Source organism: Bradyrhizobium sp. BTAi1, from assembly GCF_000015165.1.
In the GTDB taxonomy this organism is placed as follows: domain Bacteria; phylum Pseudomonadota; class Alphaproteobacteria; order Rhizobiales; family Xanthobacteraceae; genus Bradyrhizobium; species Bradyrhizobium denitrificans.
In genome coordinates this window covers 4,357,432-4,382,898 of sequence record NC_009485.1, presented here as the reverse complement: position 1 = coordinate 4,382,898, position 25,467 = coordinate 4,357,432, and the positions used below count along the sequence as shown (strand labels likewise).

The 25,467-nt window shown below is 66.6% G+C and carries 20 protein-coding genes; 11 read left to right on the top strand and 9 right to left on the bottom strand.

Translation table 11 applies throughout. From position 1 onward, the window contains the following. Positions 1–7 precede the first annotated feature (7 nt). Complete coding sequence (locus tag BBTA_RS19540) at positions 8–1,564, top strand: beta-1,6-glucan synthase (protein WP_041750771.1); 1,557 nt, start codon at positions 8–10, stop codon at positions 1,562–1,564. Here BBTA_RS19540 and BBTA_RS19535 read toward each other — a convergent pair. After that, the gene (locus tag BBTA_RS19535; RefSeq protein ID WP_008963041.1) at positions 1,524–1,904 is read right to left on the bottom strand and encodes a hypothetical protein; all 381 of its coding nucleotides are present in this window, start codon (positions 1,902–1,904) and stop codon (positions 1,524–1,526) included. The two genes, BBTA_RS19540 and BBTA_RS19535, sit on opposite strands and share 41 nt — an antisense overlap. A 103-nt stretch (positions 1,905–2,007) precedes the next feature. Continuing rightward, entirely contained in the window at positions 2,008–3,264 is a 1,257-nt protein-coding gene (locus BBTA_RS19530; RefSeq protein ID WP_041750770.1) for a hypothetical protein, read from the bottom strand. Between the two features lie 146 nt (positions 3,265–3,410). Between BBTA_RS19530 and glmU the strand changes: the two genes are divergently transcribed. Further along, a complete protein-coding gene (gene glmU / locus BBTA_RS19525; RefSeq protein WP_041750769.1) occupies positions 3,411–4,757 on the top strand; it encodes a bifunctional UDP-N-acetylglucosamine diphosphorylase/glucosamine-1-phosphate N-acetyltransferase GlmU in 1,347 nt (448 codons plus the stop codon). 15 nt (positions 4,758–4,772) lie between these two features. Here the strand turns inward: glmU and BBTA_RS19520 are convergent, their stop codons facing one another. Continuing rightward, on the bottom strand, positions 4,773–5,000 hold the full coding sequence (locus BBTA_RS19520; protein WP_012044229.1) for a hypothetical protein: 228 nt from the start codon (positions 4,998–5,000) through the stop codon (positions 4,773–4,775). A 232-nt stretch (positions 5,001–5,232) separates the two neighbouring features. On the opposite strand from BBTA_RS19520, the gene glmS reads away from it, so the two are divergent. From glmS to BBTA_RS19505, 3 genes are all read left to right on the top strand, one after another. Further along, entirely contained in the window at positions 5,233–7,059 is a 1,827-nt protein-coding gene (gene glmS, locus BBTA_RS19515; protein WP_012044228.1) for a glutamine--fructose-6-phosphate transaminase (isomerizing), read from the top strand. Between the two features lie 184 nt (positions 7,060–7,243). Beyond that, on the top strand, positions 7,244–7,855 hold the full coding sequence (locus tag BBTA_RS19510; protein WP_012044227.1) for a LysE family translocator: 612 nt from the start codon (positions 7,244–7,246) through the stop codon (positions 7,853–7,855). 192 nt (positions 7,856–8,047) lie between these two features. Further along, positions 8,048–8,845 carry a DUF502 domain-containing protein gene (locus BBTA_RS19505; protein WP_012044226.1) on the top strand — a complete coding sequence of 266 codons (798 nt, stop codon included), beginning with the start codon at positions 8,048–8,050 and terminating at the stop codon, positions 8,843–8,845. A gap of 12 nt (positions 8,846–8,857) precedes the next feature. Here BBTA_RS19505 and BBTA_RS19500 read toward each other — a convergent pair whose 3' ends face one another. Next, a complete protein-coding gene (locus BBTA_RS19500; protein WP_012044225.1) occupies positions 8,858–9,229 on the bottom strand; it encodes a VOC family protein in 372 nt (123 codons plus the stop codon). Between the two features lie 53 nt (positions 9,230–9,282). Here BBTA_RS19500 and BBTA_RS40150 point away from each other — a divergent pair, with 53 nt between their 5' ends. The 3 genes from BBTA_RS40150 (at position 9,283) to BBTA_RS19490 (ending at position 12,393) form a co-directional block, all read left to right on the top strand. After that, positions 9,283–9,486 carry a hypothetical protein gene (locus tag BBTA_RS40150; protein ID WP_012044224.1) on the top strand — a complete coding sequence of 68 codons (204 nt, stop codon included), beginning with the start codon at positions 9,283–9,285 and terminating at the stop codon, positions 9,484–9,486. Positions 9,487–9,504: 18 nt separating this feature from the next. Then, positions 9,505–11,385 (top strand): autotransporter domain-containing protein, encoded by a 1,881-nt coding sequence (locus BBTA_RS19495; RefSeq protein WP_041750768.1) that lies wholly within the window; start codon positions 9,505–9,507, stop codon positions 11,383–11,385. Between the two features lie 153 nt (positions 11,386–11,538). Beyond that, a complete protein-coding gene (locus BBTA_RS19490) occupies positions 11,539–12,393 on the top strand; it encodes an NAD(P)-dependent oxidoreductase (RefSeq protein WP_083780683.1) in 855 nt (284 codons plus the stop codon). 107 nt (positions 12,394–12,500) lie between these two features. Here BBTA_RS19490 and recG read toward each other — a convergent pair whose 3' ends face one another. Next, entirely contained in the window at positions 12,501–14,603 is a 2,103-nt protein-coding gene (gene recG, locus BBTA_RS19485; RefSeq protein WP_012044221.1) for an ATP-dependent DNA helicase RecG, read from the bottom strand. Between the two features lie 191 nt (positions 14,604–14,794). On the opposite strand from recG, the gene BBTA_RS19480 reads away from it, so the two are divergent. Both BBTA_RS19480 and mfd read left to right on the top strand, forming a co-directional pair. Beyond that, positions 14,795–15,082, top strand: a complete 288-nt coding sequence (locus tag BBTA_RS19480) for a succinate dehydrogenase assembly factor 2 (RefSeq protein ID WP_012044220.1) — start codon at positions 14,795–14,797, stop codon at positions 15,080–15,082. Next, positions 15,082–18,597 carry a transcription-repair coupling factor gene (mfd, locus tag BBTA_RS19475; protein WP_012044219.1) on the top strand — a complete coding sequence of 1,172 codons (3,516 nt, stop codon included), beginning with the start codon at positions 15,082–15,084 and terminating at the stop codon, positions 18,595–18,597. The genes BBTA_RS19480 and mfd overlap by 1 nt, the downstream gene beginning before the upstream one ends. A gap of 402 nt (positions 18,598–18,999) precedes the next feature. Here mfd and BBTA_RS19470 read toward each other — a convergent pair whose 3' ends face one another. The 3 genes from BBTA_RS19470 to BBTA_RS19460 all read right to left on the bottom strand — a co-directional run bounded on the left by BBTA_RS19470 (position 19,000) and on the right by BBTA_RS19460 (position 23,803). Continuing rightward, complete coding sequence (locus tag BBTA_RS19470; protein WP_012044217.1) at positions 19,000–20,232, bottom strand: hypothetical protein; 1,233 nt, start codon at positions 20,230–20,232, stop codon at positions 19,000–19,002. Positions 20,233–20,437: 205 nt separating this feature from the next. Then, entirely contained in the window at positions 20,438–21,946 is a 1,509-nt protein-coding gene (locus BBTA_RS19465; RefSeq protein ID WP_012044216.1) for a class I adenylate-forming enzyme family protein, read from the bottom strand. A 51-nt stretch (positions 21,947–21,997) separates the two neighbouring features. Further along, complete coding sequence (locus BBTA_RS19460) at positions 21,998–23,803, bottom strand: extracellular solute-binding protein (protein WP_012044215.1); 1,806 nt, start codon at positions 23,801–23,803, stop codon at positions 21,998–22,000. A gap of 281 nt (positions 23,804–24,084) precedes the next feature. Between BBTA_RS19460 and BBTA_RS19455 the strand changes: the two genes are divergently transcribed. Further along, a complete protein-coding gene (locus BBTA_RS19455; protein WP_041750767.1) occupies positions 24,085–24,876 on the top strand; it encodes an invasion associated locus B family protein in 792 nt (263 codons plus the stop codon). 134 nt (positions 24,877–25,010) lie between these two features. On the opposite strand, the gene hspQ is transcribed toward BBTA_RS19455, so the two are convergent. Then, complete coding sequence (gene hspQ / locus BBTA_RS19450; RefSeq protein WP_012044213.1) at positions 25,011–25,343, bottom strand: heat shock protein HspQ; 333 nt, start codon at positions 25,341–25,343, stop codon at positions 25,011–25,013. Positions 25,344–25,467: the final 124 nt, after the last annotated feature.

Sequence of the window (25,467 nt, the reverse complement as noted above, 5' to 3'; positions counted from 1 at the left end):
CGCCGCCATGTGGTGGTGGCTCGCCAAGCCCATTGTGCTCGCACGCGCCCCCATCGAGCTCGATTCCAAAGTTCAATGCGTCTCCTACGCGCCGTTCCGCGGTCAGCAGAGCCCGCTGGATCCGACCACGCATATCGAGGCCGACCAGATCGAGCAGGACCTGGTCCAGCTCGCCAAAATCTCGGATTGCGTGCGCACCTATTCGATCGAGAACGGGCTCGACCAGGTGCCGGGCATCGCGGCGCGCGTCGGCATCAAGGTCATCCAGGGCATCTGGCTCGGGTCCAACAAGCTGAAGAACCAGCAGCAGATCGGCATCGCCGTCGACCTGATCAAGCGCTATCCGGGCGTGATCACGTCGGCCGTGGTCGGCAATGAGGTGCTGCTGCGCGGCGAGATGACCACCGCCGATCTCGCCGCGACGATTCGCAGCGTCAAGGCGCAGGTCACGGTGCCCGTCACCTATGCCGACGTGTGGGAATACTGGCTGCGCAACCGCGAACTCTATGACATCGTCGATTTCGTGACGGTTCACATCCTGCCGTATTGGGAGGACATGCCGGTGCGCGCGAAATTCGCCGCCGCCCATGTCGACACCATCCGCCAGCAGGTCGGCGTGGCGTTTCCCGGCAAGGAGATCCTGATCGGCGAGACCGGCTGGCCGAGCGAGGGCCGCATGCGCGAGGGCGCGCTGCCGTCGCGCGCCAACCAGGCCCGCGTGGTGTCGGAGATCCTGACCTTGGCCAAGCGCGAGAATTTCCGCGTCAACCTGATCGAGGCCTATGACCAGCCCTGGAAGCGCAAGCTCGAAGGCACCGTCGGCGGCTATTGGGGCCTGATCAGCGACGACCAGCGCGCGCTGAAATATCCGCCGGGCCAGCCGGTCAGCAACTATCCGCAGTGGAAGCTGCAGATGGCGGCCGGCATGATCCTGTCCTTTGTGGTGTTCCTGTCGGGCTGGCTGACGGTGCGGCGCCGGCCCTGGCCGCCGCACCTCTCGGCCTGGATCGGGGTCGGACTCTCCGCGACCACGGCGGGCGTGCTGTTCGGCATGGCCGCGGACAAGATGTTTTATGAGAGCCTGGGCTTCGGCGGCTGGCTGCAATGGGGCGCGCTGCTTGCCGCCGGCGTGCTGGCGCCGATCCTGGGGGCCAATGCGGCGATGGCTGGCCGGCCTCTGCCGACCTTCCTCGACCTGCTCGGGCCGAATGACGGCCGCAAACAGCTCAAGATCACCTATGCGCTCGGCCTGGTGCTGATCGTGACCGTGCTGATCGCGGCCGAGACCGCGCTCGGCTTCGTGTTCGATCCGCGTTACCGCGACTTCCCGTTCGCCAGCCTGACCATGGCGGTGGTGCCGTTCGCGATGCTGCTGGCCAACCGCCCGGCGCAGGGCGGCCGGCCGATCGCGGAGGCGAGCTTCGCCGGCCTGCTCGCGATTTCCTCAGTCTATGTGATCTACAATGAGGGGCGCGACAATTGGCAGGCGCTGTGGACCTGCGCGATGTACCTGACGCTCGCCGTCACGCTGTGGCGGGCGCGGGCCGTGCAAATCCGAGGATGAGCAGGCCGATCGCCAGCCCCGACAGCACGATATTGTAGAGCACGATGCCGAGGCCGGCGGCGATCAGCCCGCCGGTCAAGAGCACGATCGACGGCCGCATCACATGCAGGACCGCGATCACCAGCGCGGTCGCGCCGAACACGGAATTCTTGAACAGCGTCGTCGCCACCGCCCGGCTCTTGCAGGCGAGGGTCTGCAGACCCGCGTCGCAGGCGAGCGCGACGCTCGACAGCTCGATCGCGAGATAGCGCAGATAGAGGGCGTAACCGACGGTGACGAAGCCAACGATCAGGAGCCATTGCACCTGATAGGGCGAGAGGCGGAACGGGGTCTTTTTCATGCGCCGGACTATGCTGCGGAACGGCCGTGCGGACAAGCCGCAAAGCGCTTCCGGGCTGCTTTCACAGACCGGTCCAAGCGCTTCGCGGAGCAGGTGAATTCGATCAGGAGCGGCGGAAGAAGGACGACAGCGCTGAGGGCTGCTCGGGCTTGGGCGCCTCGGGCGGAGGTGCCGGCGCGGCCGCCGCCGGGGGTGGAGGCGGTTCCTCGCGCTTGCCATGGCGTTGCTGCAGCGCCTGGGGCTGCAGCGTGCGGCGGCGTTGCGCCGGCGGCTTCTGGGCGGCCGGCGCCGGTGTGGCCGATTTGGCTGCGTCGGAGCCGTCCGGCTCATCGCGCAGCGACAGCCGCTGGCCGTCATAGACCGTGGTTTCGCAGGTGCGCTGCAGCTCTGTCAGCGTCGCGCAGATCCGGGCCGCCGCGGCCGCATCGCTGAGCGGGCCGGCCCCGAGCCGCAGCTGCATGCCGGGGCCAGACTGGCCCTCTTTCAGGATGATGATCGGACGCAGCGCGGCGAGATCGGCGTTGGTCTTGCTCAGGCCGCGCCACATCGTTCGCAGACCGCCAATCGAATTCGCGCCGCCGAGATCGACGGCGAATTCGGTCTTCTGGACAGCTGTGGCGACGCTGTCCGAACTGTCGGTTGGGCCGGCGGAATCCGCTGGCTCGGCCTTGGCGATCTTGTCGGCGTCAGGTGGCTTGGCGGCGGCCGGCGCGGGCGAACTGGCTGTGGCGGGCGTTGCCGCGGGCGAGGGCGCCGGCGCCGGCGAAGCGGTCGTGCCCGCGCGTCCGACCCCGGCTCCCGGAACCGTGGTCGGCGCCGCCATGAAAGGCGACATGTTCGCATAGGCCGGCAGCGGGCTCGGCGATGCCGGACTGGGCGAGGGCGATGGCGGCTGCGACTCCACAGCGGCGACCGCCGGCGGCGGCGCGCTACGGCTGTTCGGGGGCGGGCTTGCCGTGGCCTGGGGCGGCGTCTGTTTGGCAAGCGCGCCGGTGACGGAGTCCAGGCCCTGCTCGAGCACGGTGACCCGGGCATAGAGCCGGTCGCGGTCGGTGTTGAGCGTCTCAATGGCCGCCGCAAGCTGGCGCGCTTCGCCTTGCGTCTCCTTGGCGAGTGACTGGATCAGCTGAGTCTGGCGCGACAGATCGGCCGCCGAAACCCGGTCGCGACGCCAGCCCTGCGCGGTCTGACTGGCGAAAATGGCCAGGCCGACGGCTCCCACGGCACCCGCACCCCACCAGCCGAGCCGCCACAGCGTCCGGCGGTCGAACTCGTTCTCGTCCGCGAACAACCCGGACAGCTTTCCGCCAGTTTTCTCAACTCCTCGAACTGCGGCTGAATTGTGGGAGTCCTTAGCCATGAACCTGCCTTAATCGAATCACGGGCGAACATTAACAGGAAAACCACTGCAGGCTTCAGTCGGTGGAGGTTTGCCGCGGGCAGAAAACGCATTATGACAACGCGGTGTGGCCGTGTGCTGATTTGCCTCTCAATTCAAGGTGTTGAATGACCGCTCGATCCAGTCTCACAATCGTGCTTGCCGCGGGTGAGGGCACGCGGATGCGCGCGAGCCTGCCGAAGGTGCTGCACCCGGTCGCCGGCGAATCGATGCTGGCCCACGTGCTGGCGGCGGCGCCGAGTGGAGACGGCGCCCGCCTCGCCGTGGTGCTCGGACCGGAGCACGCCGCGGTCGAGACGGAGGCCAAGCGCCTGCGACCCGATGTCGACATTTTCATCCAGCGCGAGCGGCTGGGGACCGCGCATGCGGTCTTGGCCGCGCGCGAGGCGATTGCCCGCGGCGCCGACGATCTGTTGATTGCCTTTGGCGATACGCCATTGATCACGGCTGCGACCTTTGCGCGGCTGCGCGCGCAACTCGCCGAGGGCGCAGCGCTCGCCGTGCTCGGCTTTCGCGCCGCCGATCCGACCGGTTACGGACGGCTGCTGATGGACGGAAGCAAACTGGTCGCCATCCGCGAGCAGGCCGATGCGACCGAGGCGGAGCGGGCGATCACGCTGTGCAATGCCGGGGTGATGGCGATGGATGGCCGTCATGCGCTGGCCATTCTGGACAAGATCGGCAACGCCAACAGCAAGGGCGAGTATTATCTGGTCGACGCGGTGGCGATCGCACGCGCGCAGGGGCTGGATGCGGCGGTCATCGAGACCTCGGAGGACGAGGTGCGCGGCATCAACACCAAGGCGCAGCTTGCCGAGGCCGAGGCCGTGATGCAGAACCGTCTGCGGCAGGCGGCCATGGACGCGGGCGTGACCTTGATTGCGCCAGAGACCGTCTATCTCGCGGCCGACACCAAGTTCGGCAAGGACGTGACGATCGAGCCATTCGTCGTGATCGGTCCCGGCGTCTCCATCGGCGACGGTGCCGTCATCCATTCGTTCTCGCATCTCGTGCAGTCGACGCTCGGCCGCAACACCCTGCTGGGACCGTTCGCGCGGCTGCGGCCCGGCACATCAATGGGCGACGGCGCCAAGATCGGCAATTTCGTCGAGGCCAAGGCCGCAGTGCTGGAGGCGGGCGTCAAGGTCAACCATTTGTCCTATATCGGCGACGCCCATGTCGGTGCCCATTCGAACATCGGGGCCGGCACCATCACCTGCAATTATGACGGCTTCAACAAGCATAAGACCAGGATCGGCGAGGGCGCTTTCATCGGCACCAACACGTCGCTGGTCGCGCCGATCAATATCGGCGCGCGCGCTTATATCGGCTCGGGATCGGTGATCACGCGCGACGTGCCTGAGGACGCGCTGGCACTCGAGCGCAGCCCGCAGACGACACGCGAGGGAGCGGCCGCGCGCTTCCGGAGCGCGAAGTCGCGCCAAAAGAAGTGAACAGGACTCGGCGGCCTAACCTTCGTCGTCCTGGAACTCGGCGAACATCGCGCGTGTCAGCCGCCAGCCGCGGCGGGTGGCGTGCTTGACCGGTTCGCTGCTGCGATGCTTGACCGGCATCGGCTTGAGCTCGCGACTCATGGTCGGCGGCGGCCAATGCGCGAGATGACTGCCGGACTCGGGATGCGACAGGCTCAGCGAGCCGGTGCCTTTGGGATCAGATGGGCGACGCGTGGTGGTCATGAGATCATCTCCGACGCGACATTGTCTGCGCGAAAGCATTGACCGGACGTTAAGCTCGCTTGCATCGGGACCTCCGCGTGGAACCGGAGTTGCACGCCTATTCGCGCGCCGAAGTCCTCCACTTAACCGTGTCGCAATCCGCAATAATTATTGAATCCTGAAAGCGCACGGATTCCGTTAAGACAACGCCACGCATTTGAATCTGTTTGGACAATTTGGGGAATAGCTCGGCATGTGCGGAATTGTCGGCATTTTGGGACGCGGGCCGGTCGCCGAGCAGTTGGTGGATTCGCTCAAGCGGCTCGAATATCGCGGTTATGACTCGGCCGGCGTCGCCACGCTCGAAGGCGGCATCCTGGAGCGACGGCGCGCCGAGGGCAAGCTGAAGAATCTCGAAGCGCGGCTTCAGGCTCAGCCTCTGAAGGGATTTACCGGCATCGGTCATACGCGCTGGGCGACGCATGGCAAGCCGACCGAGAACAATGCGCATCCGCACGCGACGGACCGCGTCGCCGTCGTCCACAACGGCATCATCGAGAATTTCCACGAATTGCGTGAAGCCCTGCAGAAGAAGGGCACGGTGTTCGCGACCGAGACCGACACCGAGATCGTGGTGCATCTGGTCGATGATCTCTTGAGCCAGGGCATGGCTCCGGTCGACGCCGTGCGCGAGACGCTTGCGAAACTGCGGGGCGCCTTCGCGCTCGGCTTCATCTTCGCGGGTCAGGACGATCTTCTGATCGGCGCGCGCAATGGTCCGCCGCTCGCGGTCGGATATGGCAATGGTGAGATGTATCTGGGGTCGGACGCGATCGCGCTCGGACCGCTCACCGACAACATCAGCTATCTCGAGGATGGCGACTGGGTGGTGCTGACCCACAAGGGCGCCACGGTCTACGATCGCAAAAACGCGGTCGCCGATCGCGAGATCGTCAAGCATGGTCCATCGACGTCGCTGGTCGACAAGGCCAACTACCGCCACTTCATGGCCAAGGAGATCCACGAGCAGCCGGAGGTCGTCGGCCATACCCTGGCGCGCTATGTCGACATGGGCACCGAGCGCGTGATGCTGCCGGCGCGGCTGCCGTTCGACTTCAAGGACATTCAGCGCATCTCGATCACCGCTTGCGGCACCGCGAGCTATGCCGGTTTCGTCGCCAAATACTGGTTTGAGCGCTTCGCGCGGGTGCCGGTCGAGCTCGACGTCGCCTCCGAGTTCCGCTACCGCGAGGCGCCGCTGCGCAAGGGCGACCTCGCCATCTTCATCTCGCAATCGGGTGAGACGGCCGACACGCTCGCCGCGCTGCGCTACGCCAAGGCCCAGGGTGTTCACACCCTGTCCGTTGTCAACGTGCCGACCTCGACGATTGCGCGCGAGAGCGAAATCGTGATGCCGACCCTGGCGGGCCCCGAGATCGGCGTCGCGTCGACCAAGGCCTTCACCTGCCAGCTGATGGTGCTGGCCGCGCTGGCGATTGCCGCGGGCCGGGGCCGTGGCGAATTGTCCGAAGCCGACGAGACAAAGCTGGTGCATGGCCTCGTCGAGGTGCCGCGCCTGATCGCGGCGGCCCTCACCACCGAGCCGCAGATCGAGAAGCTCGCCCGCGAGATCGCCAAGTCGAAAGACGTGCTCTATCTCGGCCGCGGCACCTCCTATCCGCTGGCGCTGGAAGGCGCGCTGAAGCTGAAGGAGATTTCCTATATCCACGCCGAAGGCTACGCCGCCGGCGAGCTGAAGCATGGTCCGATCGCGCTGATCGACGAGACCATGCCGGTTGTCGTCATTGCGCCGTATGACCGCGTGTTCGAGAAAACCGTATCCAACATGCAGGAGGTCGCGGCGCGCGGCGGCAACATCATCCTGATGACCGATGCCAAGGGGGCCGAAGAGGCCACCGTGGACTCGCTGGTCACGATCATCTTGCCCGACATGGCTGCGACGTTCACGCCGATCGTCTACGCCATCCCGGTGCAGCTGCTGGCCTATCATACGGCCGTGGTGATGGGGACAGACGTCGACCAGCCGCGCAACCTCGCCAAATCGGTCACGGTGGAATAGCGACGACGTCGGCACGCAGCCCCGGGTGCAAGCTGGCTCCTCGTAGATGGGGTAAGGGGCCGACCACCCGAGCGGCACGCTCACTCAGGCGCTATTTGGGAGCGCGTTCGCGTGCCGCCCGGGTGGTCGGCCCCTTACCCCATCTACGTTTCTACGATCCTGTTCATGGTCAATGTGCATCGCGATGGCGCTCAACACCTGGCTGCTGTTCCTGGTCACGTCGGTCGGAATCTCCCTCACCCCCGGCCCAAACGGCCTGCTGGCCTTGACGCATGGCGCGCTGCATGGCGGGCGCAAGACACTGTTCACGATCGCCGGCGGCCTGATCGGCTTTGTCCTGGTCATTGCGCTCTGCATGTTCGGCATCGGCGCGCTGGTGCAGGCGTCGATCATTTGGCTGGTGGTGCTGAAATGGGTCGGCGGGCTCTATCTCGCCTGGCTCGGCATCAGGCTGTGGCGGTCGCCGCCGGTGGCCGTCGATGTCAGCTGCGACGGTGTCACCGTCAGCGCACCAGCGCTGTTCAGGGCCGGTTTGCTCACCGCGGCCACGAACCCAAAATGCCTGCTGTTCTTCAGTGCGCTGTTGCCGCAATTCATCGACCCCGACCGGAGCCTCCTGGTACAGTTCACCGTCGTTGCCATGACCTATACGGTCACCGAGTTCGTCACTGAGCTCGCCATCGCGAGCTTCGCCGCCCGCGTGCGCCCCTGGCTCGCCCGGGTCGGACGGCGCTTCAACCAGGTCTGTGGCGGCATCTTCGTGGCCGTGGGCCTCGCTCTACCGCTGCGCCCCTAGCGGGGATCTGCCCGTCAGGGGGATTCATGCCGCGGATCGTGCGGAAAAATATTGGCACGGATCGTCACAATCGTCCGGCGGATGGGTCACACGGCAGCGGCAAAGCGCCCGGCTGTGTCGGAAAGGGGGCCTTACCCTTCCAAAAATCTGCTAAGACCCTAGCTGAGATTTGATCCGACCCCGGAAGTCCGCATGAGTTCCCGCGACGACCTGCCGCCCCAAAACGATCCCTTGGCCGATGCTCAAGCCGAGACGCCCCATCATGGGCTGATGTTTCGGTTTCGAAACTATTTTCTGACCGGTCTGGTCGTCGCTGGCCCCGTCGCCATCACGCTCTACATCACCTGGTGGTTTGTGACCTGGGTGGACGGTCTGGTGCGGCCGTTCGTGCCGCTGGTTTACCGTCCCGAGACCTATCTGCCGTTCGGCGTCCCGGGTTCCGGCCTGATCGTCGCCGTGATCGGCCTCACGCTGCTCGGCTTCCTGACCGCCAACCTGATCGGCCGCACGCTCGTCGATCTCGGCGAGCGGCTGCTCGGCCGCATCCCGGCGGTGCGCGCGATCTATCGTGGCCTCAAGCAAGTGTTCGAGACGCTGTTCTCAGGCAAGGGCTCCAGCCTGCGCCGCGTCGGCCTGGTCGAGTTTCCCTCGCCCGGAATGTGGTCGATCGTGCTGATCTCGCAGCCGCCGAGCGTCGAGGTTGCGAGCCGGCTGCCCGGCGACGAGGAGCAGATCTCGGTGTTCCTGCCGTGTGCGCCGAACCCGACCACGGGCTTCTTTTTCTATCTGCCGAAGAGCAAGATCATCGAGATCGACATGAGTGCCGAGGACGCGGCGACTCTGATCATGTCCGCCGGCGTGGTGCAGCCCGGATCCGATCAGCAGAAGAAGGTCGCGGCGCTCGCCAATGTGGCCAACGCCGCGCGCATCGCCAATTCCCAGGCGCAGCCATCGGCGCGCCTGGAGCCGGAGACCGCCAAGGCCGACTGACAAGGTCGGTCGTCACGCGTCCTGCGGCACGAACACGCGCAGCCGATGCCCGTCGGGATCGAGCGCCACGAAGGTGGTGCCGAAATCCATCCGCGTTGGCGCCTGCGTAATTCGTAGGCCGCGGGCCTTCCAATCGTCGTGAAGCCTCTGGACCTCGCCGGCATCGGCCACCGTGAAGGCCACCTCGCTGCAGCCCGCCGCGCCGGCTGCAGCCGGTTCGACCGTGTGCCGCGACCACAATCCCAGCATAACGCCCTCGCGCAGCGGGAGCATCGCGAAGGTCGGTGATTGCTCGACGATCGGGCTGCCGAGCAGGCCGGCATAGAAGGTCGCGCTGCTCGGTGGGTTGTCGACATACAGGATGAGAAAGCTGAAATCGGGCATTGTCGGTCTCCAGTGTCAGCGCCGGCGGCGCCGTCTGAGCCCGCAAACTACCCGTGCCGCTGCCGGATTCTGTCAGCAGCCTGCATGGCCGCAGGCGGCGGCTTGCCGTGCGCCGGATGGACCGACGTTCATTGGGCGGCACGCTGCGCTGCATGATGATGCGCGAAAGGCACAGAGCATCCTGGTGTTCTCTCTACAACCGCAAGGTGGTGGTCCTGCAACCCGTCGCCATGGAAACATTCAGTCAACAAATGTAAGGCGTTGGGGAGGCGCGTATGAGGCCTGTGAGCAGGACGTCGTTGTTGTGTGCAGTTGCCCTCTCGGGGGCGTGTTTGCAACCATCGGGGCCCGCGTCCGCCCAAACCGCCTTCACGCGCATTCAGGCCTTCGGCGACAGCTACGCCGATACGGGCAATCTCTGGACCTTCACTGGCGGCATCGGCAAGCTGCCGCTCTATCCCACCGGGCGCTTCAGCGGCGGCACCAATTTCGTCGACACGACCTCGGCGCTGCTCGGCATCCCCCAGCTCAATTACGCCATCGGCGGCGCCACCAGCGGCACCACCAACGTGGCCGGCCCCGGCATTCCCGGCTTCTTCCAGGAATGGAGCGGATTGACCGGATTTTCGGGCAAGATCTCGTCGACCGATCTGGTCGAGATTTCGATCGGCGGCAATGATGCGCGGGCCTATTACCGCGCCGGCGGTTCGCTCGCCGGTGCACCGGTCGCCGCCGCGGTCACCGCGCAGCAGGCGATGGCCGGCATCAACGCGCTGGTCGGCAGCGGCGCGCGCAACATCGTGTTCACGGCCGGCGATGTCAGCACGCTGCCGGAGGCGGTCGGCAACGCCAATGCGCCAGCCGGCGCGGCCTACAGCAGGACCTATAACAGCCTGATGCAGGCATCGCTCGCCGGCGTTGCGCGCTCGGGCGTGCGCGTCGAATATGTCGACACCGGGCTGATCGGCACGCTGATCCAGGCCAATCCGCAGCGCTACGGCTTCAGCAATGTCGGTGCGTGTCCGGTCGCCTGCATCGGCAATCCGGCGCTGCAGAACCAATATCTGTTCTATGTCGACGGGGTGCACCTGACCTCGCACGGCTTCGAGGTGCTCGGGCAATACATCGTCAACCGCCTCAACGCGCCGCTGACCTTTGCGCCGCAGGGCGACGTGGCCTCGATCACGGCCATGGGCTTTGCCGCGACCTTGTTCGGCAAGCTCGATCAGTTCCGCGAAACCGCCGGGTTCGCGCCGTCGACGATGAATTCGTTCGCGGCCGTCACCAAGGCGCCTTACACCAAGGCGCCGCCGCTCGCGGCCATCAGCCCGTGGTCGTTCTACATGCAGGGTAATGGCGGCATCAGCGACCGGCAGGGCAATGTCGCCGCCAACGGCTTCAATCTCGACAGTGTCGGCGGCACCATCGGCGTCGAGTACCGGCTATCGGCGAATGCCCTCATCGGCACCGCCTTCGACTATTCCAATCCGAAGGCGCGGCTGTTCAACAATGCCGGCACCACCGACGCGAACTCCTATCAGTTCGGCCTGTACGGTGCCTGGGCCAGCAGCAACCTGTTTGCCGAAGGCCTCGCCACCATCGGCCACCAGGATTATCGCAACACAAGGCCGGGCGTCGTCGACACCATCACCTCCAATCCCGGCGGCACCACCTTCGTCGCCGCCGGCAAGGCCGGCTATCTGTTCGATGCCGGCGCCGCCAAGATCGGGCCGATCGGCGGCCTGACCTATGCGCGGGCTCGCGTCGATGGCTTCACCGAGGCCGGTGATCCCGCGCTGACGCTGACCGTCGGCTCGCAGACCGCCGAGACCCTGATCGGCAGCTTTGGCGTGCAGCTGCGGACCCCGTTCCAGATGCAGGGCGCCACGATCCATCCCTATCTGAACCTGACGCTCGACGACGACATCATCGGCAATGGCCGCCTGATCCAGTACAGCGCGACCTCGGCGCCCGTGATCGTCAACAACTGGACGGTGCCGAACGGCACCTCGCACAATGTGTATGGCCGGGTCAGCGCCGGCGTGGTGGCGCCGTTCTGGAGTAATGTGGCGCTGACGGCCAACGTGTCGCGCACCATCGGCCGGAGCGGCGGCGACGACTTCTTCGGCAGCGGCGGGCTGAAGATCTCGTTCTGATGCGGTCGGCGCAGCAGGCGCTGGGGGGCGCGGCTGCTGCGACGGTCGTGGAGGGGCAGTCCGGAAGGGCTGCCCCTCGGTTTTCGCGTGTTCATTTTTGTCATGAGATGCGCGTAGTCTCCGCGACCGTTCTTGGAATCGGAGACAGTCCTCATGCCCCCCAGCATTGCCGTCGTCGCCCCCGGCGCCATGGGCAGCGCCATCGCCACCCGCCTCGTGGAGCATGGCTGCAAGGTCCTGACCCTGCTCAAAGGGCGAAGTGCCGCCACGCAGGCGAGGGCCGCGGCGGCCGGCATGACCGGAGCCAGCGAGGCCGAGATCGCCAATGCGGATATCATCCTGTCGATCGTGCCGCCGGGCGAGGCGGTGGCACTGGCGGAGCAGCTCGCGACGCTCATCAATCGCAATGCGAAGAAGCCGGTCGTGGTCGACTGCAACGCCGTGAACGTCGAGACCATCCGGACGATCGAGGACATCGTGCTGTCGTCGGGCGCGCGCCTCGTCGATGCCGCCATCATCGGCCTGCCGCCGAAGCCGGGAACGAAAGGACCGGCGTTCTATGTGAGCGGCGACGCCGCTGGCGACATCGCCGTGCTGGGCCAGCTCGGGCTCGACCTGCGGCTGATCGAAGGACCGATCGGCGCGGCCTCGGCGTTGAAGATGTCCTATGCCGGCATCAACAAGGGCCTGACGGGGCTCGGCGCGGCCATGGTGCTCGCGGCCACGCGCGCCGGCGCCGCCGACGCGCTGCGCGATGAACTCGCGCTCAGCCTGCCGCAGGTCCAGGCGCGGCTCGCCAACGCGCTGCCGGACATGCTGCCAAAGGCCTATCGCTGGGTCGCCGAGATGCGCGAGATCGCGGGCTTCCTCGGCGAGGATCATCCGGCCGCGCTGATCTATGAAGGCTTTGCCCGGCTGTTCGAGCACATCGCCGCGGATGTGCAGGGGCAGGGCACCGAGGCGGCGCAACTCGTGGCCTTCGCCGAGCGGTGCAAGGCGAAGACGTAGGCTCAGCTCTCTCCACGCGTCATTGCGAGCGCAGCGGCGCAGCGAAGCAATCCAGGGCCGAGCAAGGACTCTGGATTGCGTCGCTGCGCTCGCAATGACGGCGATTTTTACCCCGCCGTCAGCAGCGGGATCGCCTCGTCGCGTTCGTAGAGATACAGCAGGCAGCGCAGCGCGTCGCTGCGCGGGCCCTTGAGCTTGGGATCCTCTTTGAGGATCCGCAGCGCCTCGTCGCGCGCCTGCGTGATCAGCTGGGCGTGTACCTCGGGGCGGGCGATGCGATAGCCGGGCAGGCCGCTCTGGCGGATGCCGAGCACGTCGCCTTCGCCGCGCAGCTTGAGGTCCTCCTCGGCGATGCGGAAGCCGTCGGTGGTCTCGCGGATCACCGCGAGCCGCGCCTTCGACATCTGTCCGAGCGGCTCGTGATAGAGCAGGATGCAGGTCGAGGCCTCCGAGCCGCGGCCGATGCGGCCGCGCAATTGGTGGAGCTGGGCGAGACCGAAGCGCTCGGCATTCTCGATCACCATGATGGTCGCGGCCGGCACGTCGACGCCGACCTCGACCACGGTCGTCGCAACCAGGAGGCGCAGCTCATGCGCCGCGAAGCGGCCCATGACCTCGTCCTTCTCGCTGCCCTTCATCTTGCCGTGGACCAGGCCGACCTTGTCGCCGAAGCGCTCGCGCAGGCTCTCGCAGCGGTCGGTCGCATTGGTGAGATGATCGATGCCCTCGGCCTCGGATTCCTCGACCAGCGGGCAGATCCAGTACACCAGCTTGCCGGCCTGCAAAGCGCGGCCGACGGCGTCGATGACCTCACCGAGCCTGGTATCGGCCACCACGCGCGTATCGATCGGCTGGCGTCCCGCCGGCTTCTCGCGCAGCTCGGAAATGTCCATGTCGCCGAAGTAAGTGAGGACCAGGGTGCGCGGGATCGGCGTCGCCGACAGCACCAGCACGTCGACGGCCTCGCCCTTGGAGGTGAGCGCCAGCCGCTCGCGCACGCCGAAGCGGTGCTGCTCGTCGACAATGGCGAGCGCCAGCGATTTGAAGATCACGTCGTCCTGGATCAGCGCGTGGGTGCCGATCAGGAGGTCGATCTCACCCGCTTCGAGCCGGCCGAGAATGTCGCGGCGCTCCTTGCCCTTCTCGCGGCCAGTCAGGATCGCGACGTTCATGCCGGCGCGCTCGGCAAGGGGCGCGATGGTCTTGGCGTGCTGGCGCGCCAGGATCTCGGTCGGCGCCATCAGCGCCGCCTGCTTGCCGGCCTCGGCGACGGCCGCGGCGGCGAGCAGCGCCACAACCGTCTTGCCCGAGCCGACATCGCCCTGCAGCAGCCGGAGCATGCGCACAGGCTTTTCGAGATCGGTCGCGATGGCGTCGAGCGCCCCGGCCTGCGAGTTGGTCAGCGCATAGGGCAGGGCGTCGATGATCTTGCGGCGCAGATGGCCGTCGCCGGCATGGCGGTTGCCGGCGGGCCGGCGCAGCTGCGCCCGCACCAGCGCCAGCGCCAACTGCCCGGCGAGCAATTCGTCGAAGGCGAGCCGCGACCAGAACGGGTTCTCGGGCAGGATGTCGGTCAGCTCCTGCGGCCCATGCACCCGCGTCAGCGCCTCTTTCAGCGGGGGGAAGTTGCAGCGGTTGAGCACTTCGGGGCTGATCCATTCCGGCAAGTCCGGCAGCTTGGTCAGCGCCGCGGAGATCGCGCGCCGCAGGGAACCGAGCGCGAGGCCCTCGGTCAGCGGATAGACCGGGTCGATGCCGGACAGCTTGGCAAAGGCCGCTTCGTCCAGGATGGGATGGGGGTGGACGATCTGCGGCACGCCATCATACATCTGGACCGTGCCGGAGACGTAGCGCTTGGCGCCGACCGGCAGCATCTTCTCGATGTAGTCGCCCTTGGGCCGGAAGAAGGTCAGCACGACGTCGCCGGTCTCGTCGCTGGCGTAAACCAGATAGGGCGCGCGGGCGTTACGCGACGGGCGGTGGCGGTCGACGGTGACCTCGAGTGTCACCACGGTTCCGACTTCGGCGTCGCGGACCTTGGGCCGGTTGCGGCGGTCGATCACGCTGGCCGGCAGGTGCAGCAGCAGGTCGACCAGGCGCGGCGTCTCGCTGCAGCTGAGCAGATAGCGCAGCAGCTTGTCCTGCTTCGGTCCGACCCCGGACAGGGTGGTGACCGGCGCAAACAGCGGATTGAGGATGGCAGGACGCATGGGGCGAACACTTAAAGCGGTTGTGGGGCGGAATAGCCGCGAATGCCAAGACATCCACCTCTTTTTGTTGCAGGTGGCCCGGCATGCCGGTTCTGCGGCCGGGGAGGGCTGACACCGGCCCCGCGCACCGCTATATCGAACCGCGCCCGGCACCGTCCGGGCTTTCGGCGTTGTACTGCAGGGATACCGCGATGACTGGGACCACCCGATCGAGCCAAGGCTTAGACGACCGCCGCAAGCGGCTTCTGTTCCGCTGCTGGCATCGCGGCACCCGCGAGATGGACCTGATCCTCGGCCGCTTCGCCGACGCCGAGATCGGCACCCTCTCCGAGGGCGAGCTGGCGGAGCTGGAGCAGCTGCTGGAAGTGCCGGACCCGGATTTCTATGCCGCCGTGACCGGTGCCCGGCCGCTGCCGCCGGAGCAGACGCCGGCGCTGTTCGCACGCATCAAGGCGTTCCGCGCGGCGGATGCCGATTGATGAAGAGCCCGGTCAAGTCGCCTGCCGAGCATCTCGCGCCGGGCCGCGCGCTGACGCTCGCCAATGTCGCCGAGGGGGCCGAGGGTCTGGTCGTCTCCGACCTCGCGCGCGCGATCGCAGCCAAGCCGAAGCCGCCGGCGGTGAGCCTCGCCGTGGTGTGCCGCGACGGCGCGCGGATGCAGCAGCTGGCACGGGCGCTCGACTTCTTCGCGCCTGACCTGCCGGTGATGCAGTTCCCGGCCTGGGACTGCCAGCCCTATGACCGCGTCTCGCCGCATGGCGGCATCCTGGCGCAGCGCGTGACGACCTTGGCGCGGCTGTCGCGGCTGGCCGGCAGCGACAAGCCGCTGATCGTGCTGACCACGGTCAATGCGATCGTGCAGCGCGTGCCGTCGCGTGACACCATGGCCGGGCAGGCGCTGTCGGTGGCGCCGGGCCATGTCGTGCCGATGAACTCGGTGGTCGCCTGGCTCGAGCACAATGGCTATGTCAGGTCGTCGACCGTGCGTGAGAGCGGCGAATATGCCGTGCGCGGCGGCATCCTCGATCTGTTCCCCGCCGGCCTCGACCAGCCGGTGCGTTTCGACTTCTTCGGCGACAGCCTGGAATCGATCCGCACCTTCGATGCCGAGACCCAGCGCACCCTGCTCGACATGCGCTCGCTCGATCTGGTGCCGGTCTCCGAATTCCAGCTCGTCACCGACACCATCCGCCGCTTCCGCATGGGCTATGTCGCCGAGTTCGGCGCGCCTGAGCGCGACGACGCGCTGTACGAGGCCGTCAGCGAAGGCCGCCGCTATCCCGGCATGGAGCACTGGCTGCCGCTGTTCCACGACAAGATGGAGACCTTGTTCGACTATCTGCCGAACACGCCGATCGTGATCGAGCCGCAGGGCGAGGACGCCGCGCGCGAACGCTTCAAGCAGATCATCGATTATTACGACGCGCGCCGCGAAGCGATGGAGCATCCCGGCGGCGGCGCGATCTACAAGCCGCTGACGGTCGACCGGCTATATCTGACATCGTCCGAATGGGCTGAGCGGCTGGAAAGCGTGCCGCTGGCGCGGATGACTCCGTTTGCCGTGCCCGAAGCGGCAGGCGTGGTCGACATCGGCGCGCGCCAGGGCCGCAATTTCGCGCCCGAGCGCAACGACGCCGCCGTCAACGTGTTCGAGGCCGTGGTGGCGCATGTGCAGGCGCTGCAATCGGTGCGCAAGAAGGTCGTGATCGCGCTGTGGAGCGAGGGCTCGCGCGACCGCATGGCCAGCATGTTGAAGGACCACAAGCTGATCCATGTCACCAGCGTCAACACCTGGCGCATGGTGCAGGCGACGCCGCGCAACGAGACCATGCTCGCGGTGCTCGGGCTGGAGACCGGCTTCGAGACCGACCAGATCGCCATCATCTCCGAGCAGGACATTCTCGGCGACCGCCTGGTGCGGCCGCGCCGGGCGAGCCGCAAGCTCGACAATTTCATCTCGGAGGTGACGAGTCTGGCCATCGGCGACATCGTCGTCCATGTCGATCACGGCATCGGCCGCTTCGTCGGCCTGCAGACGCTGGAGGTCGCCGGCGCGCCGCATGACTGTCTCGAACTGCGCTATGCCGGCGAGACCAAGCTGTATCTGCCGGTCGAGAACATCGAGCTGCTGTCGCGCTACGGCTCCGACCAGACCAGTGTCGAGCTCGACAAGCTCGGCGGCTCCGGCTGGCAGACCCGCAAGGCGAAGCTGAAGAATCGCATCCGCGAGATGGCCGGCGAGCTGATCAAGATCGCCGCCGAGCGCATGCTGCACGAGGCGCCGAAGCTGCCGGTGCAGGCCGGCCTCTACGACGAGTTCTGCGCGCGCTTCCCCTATGACGAAACCGAGGACCAGCTCACCGCGATCCAGGCGACGCTCGCCGATCTCGAGGCGGGCCGGCCGATGGACCGGCTGGTCTGCGGCGACGTCGGCTTCGGCAAGACCGAGGTGGCGCTGCGCGCGGCGTTTGCGGTCGCGCTCGACGGCAAGCAGGTCGCTGTCGTCGTGCCGACCACGCTGCTGGCGCGTCAGCACGCGAAAACTTTCACCGAGCGCTTCAAGGGCTTTCCGGTCAATGTCGCGCAGGCGTCGCGGCTGGTCTCGACCAAGGAGCTCAACCAGGTCAAGAAGGGGCTGGCCGACGGCTCGGTCGACATCGTCGTCGGCACCCATGCGCTGCTCGGCAAGTCGGTCAAGTTCCGCGACCTCGGCCTCGTCATCGTCGACGAGGAGCAGCATTTCGGCGTCGGCCACAAGGAGCGGCTGAAGCAGCTGCGCGCCGAGGTGCACGTGCTGACCCTGTCGGCGACGCCGATCCCGCGCACCTTGCAACTCGCTTTGACCGGCGTGCGCGAGCTGTCGATCATCGCCTCGCCGCCGGTCGATCGTCTCGCCGTGCGCACCTTCGTCGCGCCGCATGATCCCGTGATGATCCGCGAGGCGCTGCTGCGCGAGCGCTATCGCGGCGGCCAGGCGTTCTATGTCGTGCCGCGCATCGACGATCTCGCCGAGGTCAAGGAGTTCCTCGACAAGACCGTGCCGGAGATGAAGGTCGCGGTCGCGCATGGCCAGATGGCGCCGACGGTCATCGAGGACATCATCGGGGCGTTCTACGACGGCAAGTTCGACATCCTGCTGTCGACCACGATCGTCGAATCCGGCCTCGACATTCCCCGCGCCAACACGCTGATCGTGCACCGCGCCGACATGTTCGGCCTTGCGCAGCTCTATCAGCTGCGTGGCCGCGTCGGCCGCTCCAAGCTGCGCGCCTATGCGCTGTTCACGCTGCCATCGACGCACAAGATCAGTGCGCAGGCCGAGAAGCGGCTCGGCGTGCTGCAGTCGCTGGAGACACTCGGCGCCGGCTTCCAGCTCGCCAGCCACGATCTCGACATCCGCGGCGCTGGCAATCTGCTCGGCGACGAGCAGTCCGGCCACATCAAGGAGGTCGGCTTCGAGCTCTATCAGTCGATGCTGGAAGAGGCGATCGAGAACCTCAAGGCCGGCATCACCGAGCCGACGGTCGACCGCTGGTCGCCGCAGATCACGATCGGCATGCCCGTGCTGATCCCGGAGGACTACGTCTCCGATCTGTCAGTGCGGCTGTCGCTGTACCGCCGGCTGGCCGATCTCGAAACCGACGAGGAGATCGAGAATTTCGCTGCCGAGCTGCGCGACCGTTTCGGCAAGCTGCCGGACGAGACGCGCTATCTGTTCAAGGTCGCCGCGATCAAGAACTACTGCCGCAGGGCCAATGTCGAGAAGGTCGATGCCGGCCCGAAGGGCGCTGTCATCGCCTTCCGCGACAACAGCTTCGCCTATCCGGATCGCCTGGTCGCCTTCATCAAGCGCCACGGCCAGGCCGCCAAGGTTCGCCCCGACATGAAGGTGGTGTTCCTGCAGGTCTGGGAGACGCCGGAGGAGCGGCTCGAAGGCACGACGGATATTCTGAAGGAATTGGCGGAGCTCGCGGAGAAGAAGAAGGCGGCGTAGCGCCGCGTTCATCGCCGTTCGCCTGCGGGCTCTCAGCTCGGCTGGGGCCTCGTCACCCGCCGCCGCGAGTCATAGCAGCCGCCATCCGAAATGCAGCGCAAAGCTGGCGATGAGAAAGACCGACACGATCGCGATCACGCTGACCCAGTCGGTCTCGTCGCGGGATTGTCTGTTTTGCATCGCGCAAGGCTCCGCTTCACATGATGCCTCGAGTTCCAGGTTGGATGACATCAGACGAGTAGGGCAAATGCGCGATCTCACGATGTAGGTGTTTGGCTGAGATCGTGACCACAACCGTCATTGCGAGCGCAGCGGCGCAGCGAAGCAATCCAGAGTCCCGTCCGAACACTGGATTGCTTCGCTTCGCTCGCAAGGACGCTGGGGGCGGGCTGTGCCGCAATCTCAGGACGCCGCGCGCTGCGCCTCGTTGTAGACGCGCGCCAGCAGGGTGCGCGCGGTGTCGCCGGGCTGCAGCGCGGCGATGGTGATCGCGGGCTCGGTGCGGGCGTCGCGCTTGCCGTGGGAGGTGTGGCGCATCACACTGGAGAGACGGCGAGCGATGGCGTGGGCCGATCGCAGGTCGGTCTCGGCGAACACGACGATGACCGAGCCGTTGTCCTCGTGGGTGCCGAAATCCATCCGCCGCATCAGCCGACTGATGATGCGCGCGCCGTCATATTGGGCGCGCGGACTGACCGGATCGAAGGCGAAACGCGCCACGGCGAGGCTGCCGCCGCTCTTCTGGGTCTGGCTGACGGCGGTGGCGAAGTCGCGTGCGAAGGCGGTCCGGGTGAGCAGGCCGGTCTGCGGATCGAGCATGCCTCCGGCTTCGATGGCGCGCAGCGTGCGGTTGAGGCGAGCCTCGAAGGCATGCTGCCGGATCAGGGGCAGGGCGCTGGCCGCGATGTGGGCGGGAGCGCCGGCGATGATCTCGAGATTGGCGAGCTCCTGCAGCGGCGCTGGCTGGTTGGCGGTGACGACGACGGCGAGGTTGCGGAAGCGGGTGTCCTCGGCGAGAACGGCGAGGAAGGCATCGACGACGCGCGGCGAAAACCCTTCGCCGAGCACGATGCCGTCGATGTCGCGGCTCGACAGATGCTTGGCCGCGGCTTCGATGCTCAGCGCGCCGACGACGGCCATGCGCTCGCCGAGCGCCACCGACAGCCCGGGAAGCGAGCCGCCGCGGCCGAGCAGCAGCACCGTCGCATCGCTGAGCGGGTCGGTGTCCGGCATCGTGGCGTCCGGCGCCTTCTTCTCGTCGAGCCGCCGCAGCACCGTCGTGTGCAGCGTGCGGACGCGCAACGCAGCGCGCAGTCGCGCCAGCAGGCGGTCGGTGTTGTCGCTGCCATGCAGGGGAATGGCGTTGTCGGGCAGGGTCGTCTCGCCCGGCGCGATCGCGATCAGCGGAACATAGGGCTTGCGCGCGTCCAGATGCTGCGAGACCGCGCGCATCTCGCTCGCATCGGCGTCCTCCATCACGGCCAGCACGGCGGCCGGTTGAACGCGGGAGATGATCCCGGCCGCAGCGTCCCAGCGCGCTTCCATCGTCGGCAGGATTTGCGCCGCATCGAGGGCCGCAGTCAGTGAAGGCCGCGAAGACCGGGAGACGATGAGGAGCGGGCCGTGTTGGGACATCCAGGAAACTCAGGATACGCTGATGACAACGTGCGATCCTAGGTCTCCGACGTTAACGCGGCGTCAACACTGTTCCGAGTGGCGAGGCCGCGCAAATACAACTCATGACGCGGCATGAGTTGCCGCCTCCATGAGTCGCCGCCGGTTTGATTGGCTGCCTCGATGCAGCGACCGTTGAGCGCCTCGCAGAGCCGCAATGGCTGTGTCAACCGGACTGATTGGCGCGGTCGCGAAACGCCTCGACCATCAGCGGATTGAGTCCGAGTTCGGCAAGTGCGTCGCGGGCTCGCGCATTGTCCATCGCGCGTCCGGCGAGCCGGTGACCGCTGAGCCGATCGGGCAAAGCCGTCAGCAGCGCGCCCTGGCCGAGCCGGCGCGACCATTCGTGCAGGTCCTGGGCGAGGAAGCGGTAGCCGCCCACGGCCATGACGCCGGCGGGAGGCGCGGTGATCGAGATGGTGTCATGGGCGCGGTCGAGCCTGACGGCATATTCGGTATCGACATAGTCGCGCGGCGGTGCCGGCATCAGTGAATCGCTCGGCGGTGGCGCCGGCGCATAGGCGGCGACCACGACCATCGGTCCGCGCAGTCCCAGCGTGCCCTTCGGCGTGACCAGGATCTCGCCGGCGATCGACGAGCCCGGCTGCTCGCGCGGGGCACCCTGGCGGCCGGGCTTGACGGGACCGGGATTGCCGTCGGCCGCGGTGCGGCGCACTGCGAACAATCCGGCCTCGCCGAACAGATAGACGTCCGAGAACTCGATCTCGCGCGTCTTCCAGGCCGGGCTCGAGGCGACCTGTTCCGGTGCCCGCCAGAGGCCGAGCACATAGCGCAGGTTGGGCAGGCGGCCGGCGAGGTCGCTGCCGTCGAGGCGCAGCACGAGCTGCGCCGGCGCAATCAGCGTGTCGCACGCGAGTTCGGCGAGCTGCTGCTCCAGCACCTCGGCATCGAAGGGGTGATGCAGGGCCAGGCTGCCGCCCGACAGCAGCCAGGTGACCACCGAGGCGGCGAGACCGGCGAAGGACGAGGGCAGGAAGGCCGACATCATGTTCACGCCTTGGGGCAGATCGCTCTCCAAGGAGATGGCCAGCCCACCGGCGATCAGGCTCAGATGGCTGCGCGGCACGGCGCGGAAGCCGTCGGCGGTGACATCGAACGATACGATCGCGGCCTTGCGACCGTCCGGCATCACGCCGCGCGTCGATCGCGACGGTTTGGCGATGGATTGGTCGAGCGAGAACATGCCCTCGGGCAGATCATTGCCGAAGCCGCAGACGTGCCGGATCGAGAACGCCTCCGCCGCGGCATGCATCGCGAGGTCAGCATGGATGACGCCATCGATCTTGGACATCGTCACGATCGCCCGCGCGCTGGTGCGGTTCAAGGCGGCGACCAGTTCGGCCTGCCGCCAGAGCAGCGGAAACACAGCGACCACGAGGCCGGCGCGATGCGCCGCCAGCACCGTCAGCACAAACTCGATGGTGTTGGGCAACTGCACGGCAATCACCGAGTGCGGCGGCAGGCCGGCATCGATGAAATGCGCCGCCAGCGCCGAGATCACGCGGTCGGCCTCCGCATAGGTCAGGCGCATCGGCGCCCGCCCGGTGATCCGCTGCTTGTTGATCGGATCGACCAACGCAATCGCGTCCGGCTTGCGCGCCAGAATGCGTTGAAACAACGCGTCAAGCGTCGGCGACGTATTGGCCTGGTTCACCTGCTGCCCCGTGCTTTCCCGGATCCGGCGTCGACCAACTGCCCCGGTTGGTCATTTGGTTGCCGGCTCCGGCCGCTGCCACCAGCTTTCCGGGAGCGCTCCCGTCAAGGCTGTCCTGTCTGGTCGTTCTATCCGATTCCACCGCGCAATCCATTCCTCGGCGGCGTTGAGCACTGGAATAGCGTAGAAGCCAGCCATCAGGGTACGGTCCAATGCGCGGACCGTCGAGATAAATTCCGGCCTGTCGCGAGCCCGCAACAGCGCCGCGATCATGGCGTCGATGGCAGGGTCCTTGGCGCCCATGTAGTTTCGGGTTCCGGTCCTGTCGGCTGCCTCGCTGCCCCAATAGAACGCCTGCTCGTTGCCCGGCGACAGCGATTGATCCCACCTGTTCTGGATCATGTCGAACGCGAAGCTGAGCCGACGCTGGTCGAATTGCACGGGGTCGACAACCCTGATCGCCGCGTTGATGCCGGCGCGCTTGAGACTGCCGGCATAGGCGAGCGCGATGCGTTCCTGGTCCCGTGTGGTGACAAGGATCTCGAACGCGAGCGGCTGCCGGGTCGTCCGGTGCCGCAGCACCGTGCCGTCGAAGCCGTAGCCGGCCTCTTCCAGGAGATCGAGCGCGGCCTTGAGCGCGGTGCGATCGCGGCCCGATCCGTCGGTCACCGGCAGGCGGTAGCTGCCGTCCATGATGTCGGGCGGTATCCGGGCCGAGAACGGCTTCAAGAGCTCGCGCTCCGTGGCGTCTGCGGCGCGTCCATAGGCCGAGAGCTCGGAGCCAGCGAAATAGCCGCCGCTCCGCCGGTAGAGGCCGAAGAAGTAGTTGCGGTTGATCCATTCGAAATCGAACAGGAGGGTCAATGCGCGCCGCACCTTGATGTCGGCGAACACCGGCCGGCGCGTGTTGAACACCAGGAACTGCGACGGTTGCGGCATGCCGGAGGTGACACTGTCGCGGATGATTTCGCCGTCGCGGGCCGCCGGGAAATCATAGCCGTCGTGCCAGCGCAGCGGCTCGTTCTCGACGCGGACATCGTAGAGCCCGCGTTTGAAGGCTTCGAACTGCCCATTGGCTTCGCGATAATAGTCCAGCCGGATCTCGTCGAAGTTCCACAATCCCCGATTGATCGGCAGGTCGCGGCCCCAATAATCCGGATTGCGGGTCAGGGTGACGCTTGCGCCCGGCCGGACCGCGGTGACGCGGTAGGGGCCGGAGCCGACCGGGGCCGCCATCGACGTGTCCTCGAAGGTCGCGACATCGGTGGCGTGCTTCGGCAGGATCGGCATCAGGCCGAGGATCAGCGGCAGTTCGCGATCGGCGACGCCGCCGAAATCGAACCGGATCGTGAGCGGATCGAGCACCTCGACCTTGGCCACCTTGCCGTAGAACTGCCGGTGGTTCGGCCGGCCATGCTCACGCAGCAGGTTCCAGGAGAATGACACGTCGTCGGCCAGCACGGGCTGCCCGTCGGAAAAACGGGCGCGCGGATCCAGCCGGAAGGTGACATAGGTGCGCTCGTCGTCGGTCTCGACGGTTCGCGCGAGCAGTCCATACAGGGTGAACGGCTCGTCATTGCCGCGGGTCAGCAGGCTCTCGAACACATGGGTGCGGATTTGTTGCACCGCAACGCCGCGCACGATGAAGGGATTGAGGCTGTCGAAGGTGCCAAGCAGGCCCCAAACCAGCCGGCCACCCTTGGGCGCTTGCGGATTCACATAGGGCAAGTGCTGGAAGTCGGCCGGCAAAGCCGGGCTGCCGTGCATCGCGATCGCCGAACTTTCCGAGGCTGTTGCGGCGAAGCCGTGGACGGACAGCGACAGCGCCATGACCACGGCACAGCGGCGCAGCGCCATGCGGGAGAGGCGCTGCAACCTTGGGAACAGGGCACAAGCATCTGATTCGAAATGGGGCACAACAGGCTTTTAACACAGGCCCGTAAGCGCTAGACCGCAGCAACGTCGTGGTCTCGCGGCATTGATCTTTCCGCATACCGCGTTATGAAAGCGGGCGATTAAGCTGGGCGGCAACGCCTGTCACTTAACCGCCTCATTTCCTGAGGAGACAGCCGCTTCAACGGCTTGGTGTGGCGCCTTTGGCGGTCTCGGGCGCTGCCGTTCAGAAAGGGTTTTCCGCAATGAATTTCCGTGACTTGGCCTCGTCGGTTGGGCCGCGTGGGCGGCTCATCGCCCTGCTGGCGGTCACCGCGCTGGCTGTTCCCTTCGCTTCGGCTGCGCAAGCGCAGGCTCCGGCGCCTGCTGCGCCCAAGGCGAAGGCTCCCGCTGCCGCTCCAAAAGGTCCCGCTCCGGCCGCGCAGGCCCCTGCCACGCCTCCCGCCGGCGGCCAGCCGCAGCAGGCCCAGCAGGAGATGCCACAGCTGATCTACGCGCCCTGGACCAAGTTCTGCCTGAAGGGGCAGGACGCCAACGCCAAGCAGGTCTGCTTCATCGGCAAGGACGGCCGCATCGAGTCCGGTCAGCCGGTGGTTGCAGCCGTGATCATCGAGCCCGAGGGCGAGCCGCGCAAGATCCTGCGCGTGACCCTGCCGCTCGGCATGCAGCTGCAGCCGGGCACCCGTATCGCGGTCGACACCGGCAACCCGATCGACGGCAAATATGTCATCTGCTTCCAGAACGGCTGCATGTCCGACTATGAGGCGACGCCGGATTTCGTGAACAGCCTGAAGAAGGGCCAGACCCTCTACGTGCAAGCGATCAACTCGAACGGCACCGCGCTGACGCTGCCGCTGCCGCTGCAGGAGGGCAACAGCAGCTTCGCCAAGGCCTATGACGGTCCGCCGACCGACCCGAAGGAGTTCGAGAAGACCCAGCAGAAGCTGCAGGAAGAGCTGCAGAAGCGCGCCGAGGAGCAGCGCAAGAAGCTGGAGCAGACCCAGGGCGCCCAGCCCCAGCCGCAGGCGAAACAGTAACGCGGGCCTCGCCCCGACATTCCGAAAAACAAAAGGCGCTCCGAGGGGAGCGCCTTTTTTGTTCGGATCGTTCGGCGGGAGCGGGCTCTGATAGAGGCTGCTGAAATGCTTCGCGCGCCGTCGCCTCGTGCCGCTCAGTTCAACAGCGGGTTGCGCGGACGGTAGCCGCCGGACTTGTCCTTGATGAAGATCTCGGCAACCTGGGAGTGCCGGATCGGCTCGCCGGAATCGTCCGGAACCAGGTTCTGCTCGGAGACATAGGCGACGTATTCGGACTCAGCGTTCTCCGCCAGCAAATGGTAGAAGGGCTGATCCTTGTGCGGGCGAACCTCTTCGGGGATCGACAGCCACCATTCCTCGGTGTTGTTGAACTCCGGATCGATGTCAAAGATCACGCCACGGAACGAGAACACCCGGTGCCGGACGATCTGACCGATCTGAAATTTCGCGGTTCGCGCTTTGATCATTCTTGTCGAATAGACCAGGATTGAGGCTGATGCTAGTGCCCGGAAGGCGGATTTAATCTAGATCGCCGCCGATTCGGCGGCCAGCCGCCGCTCCCGCATCCCAGGCCCGCGACGGGTCACCTTC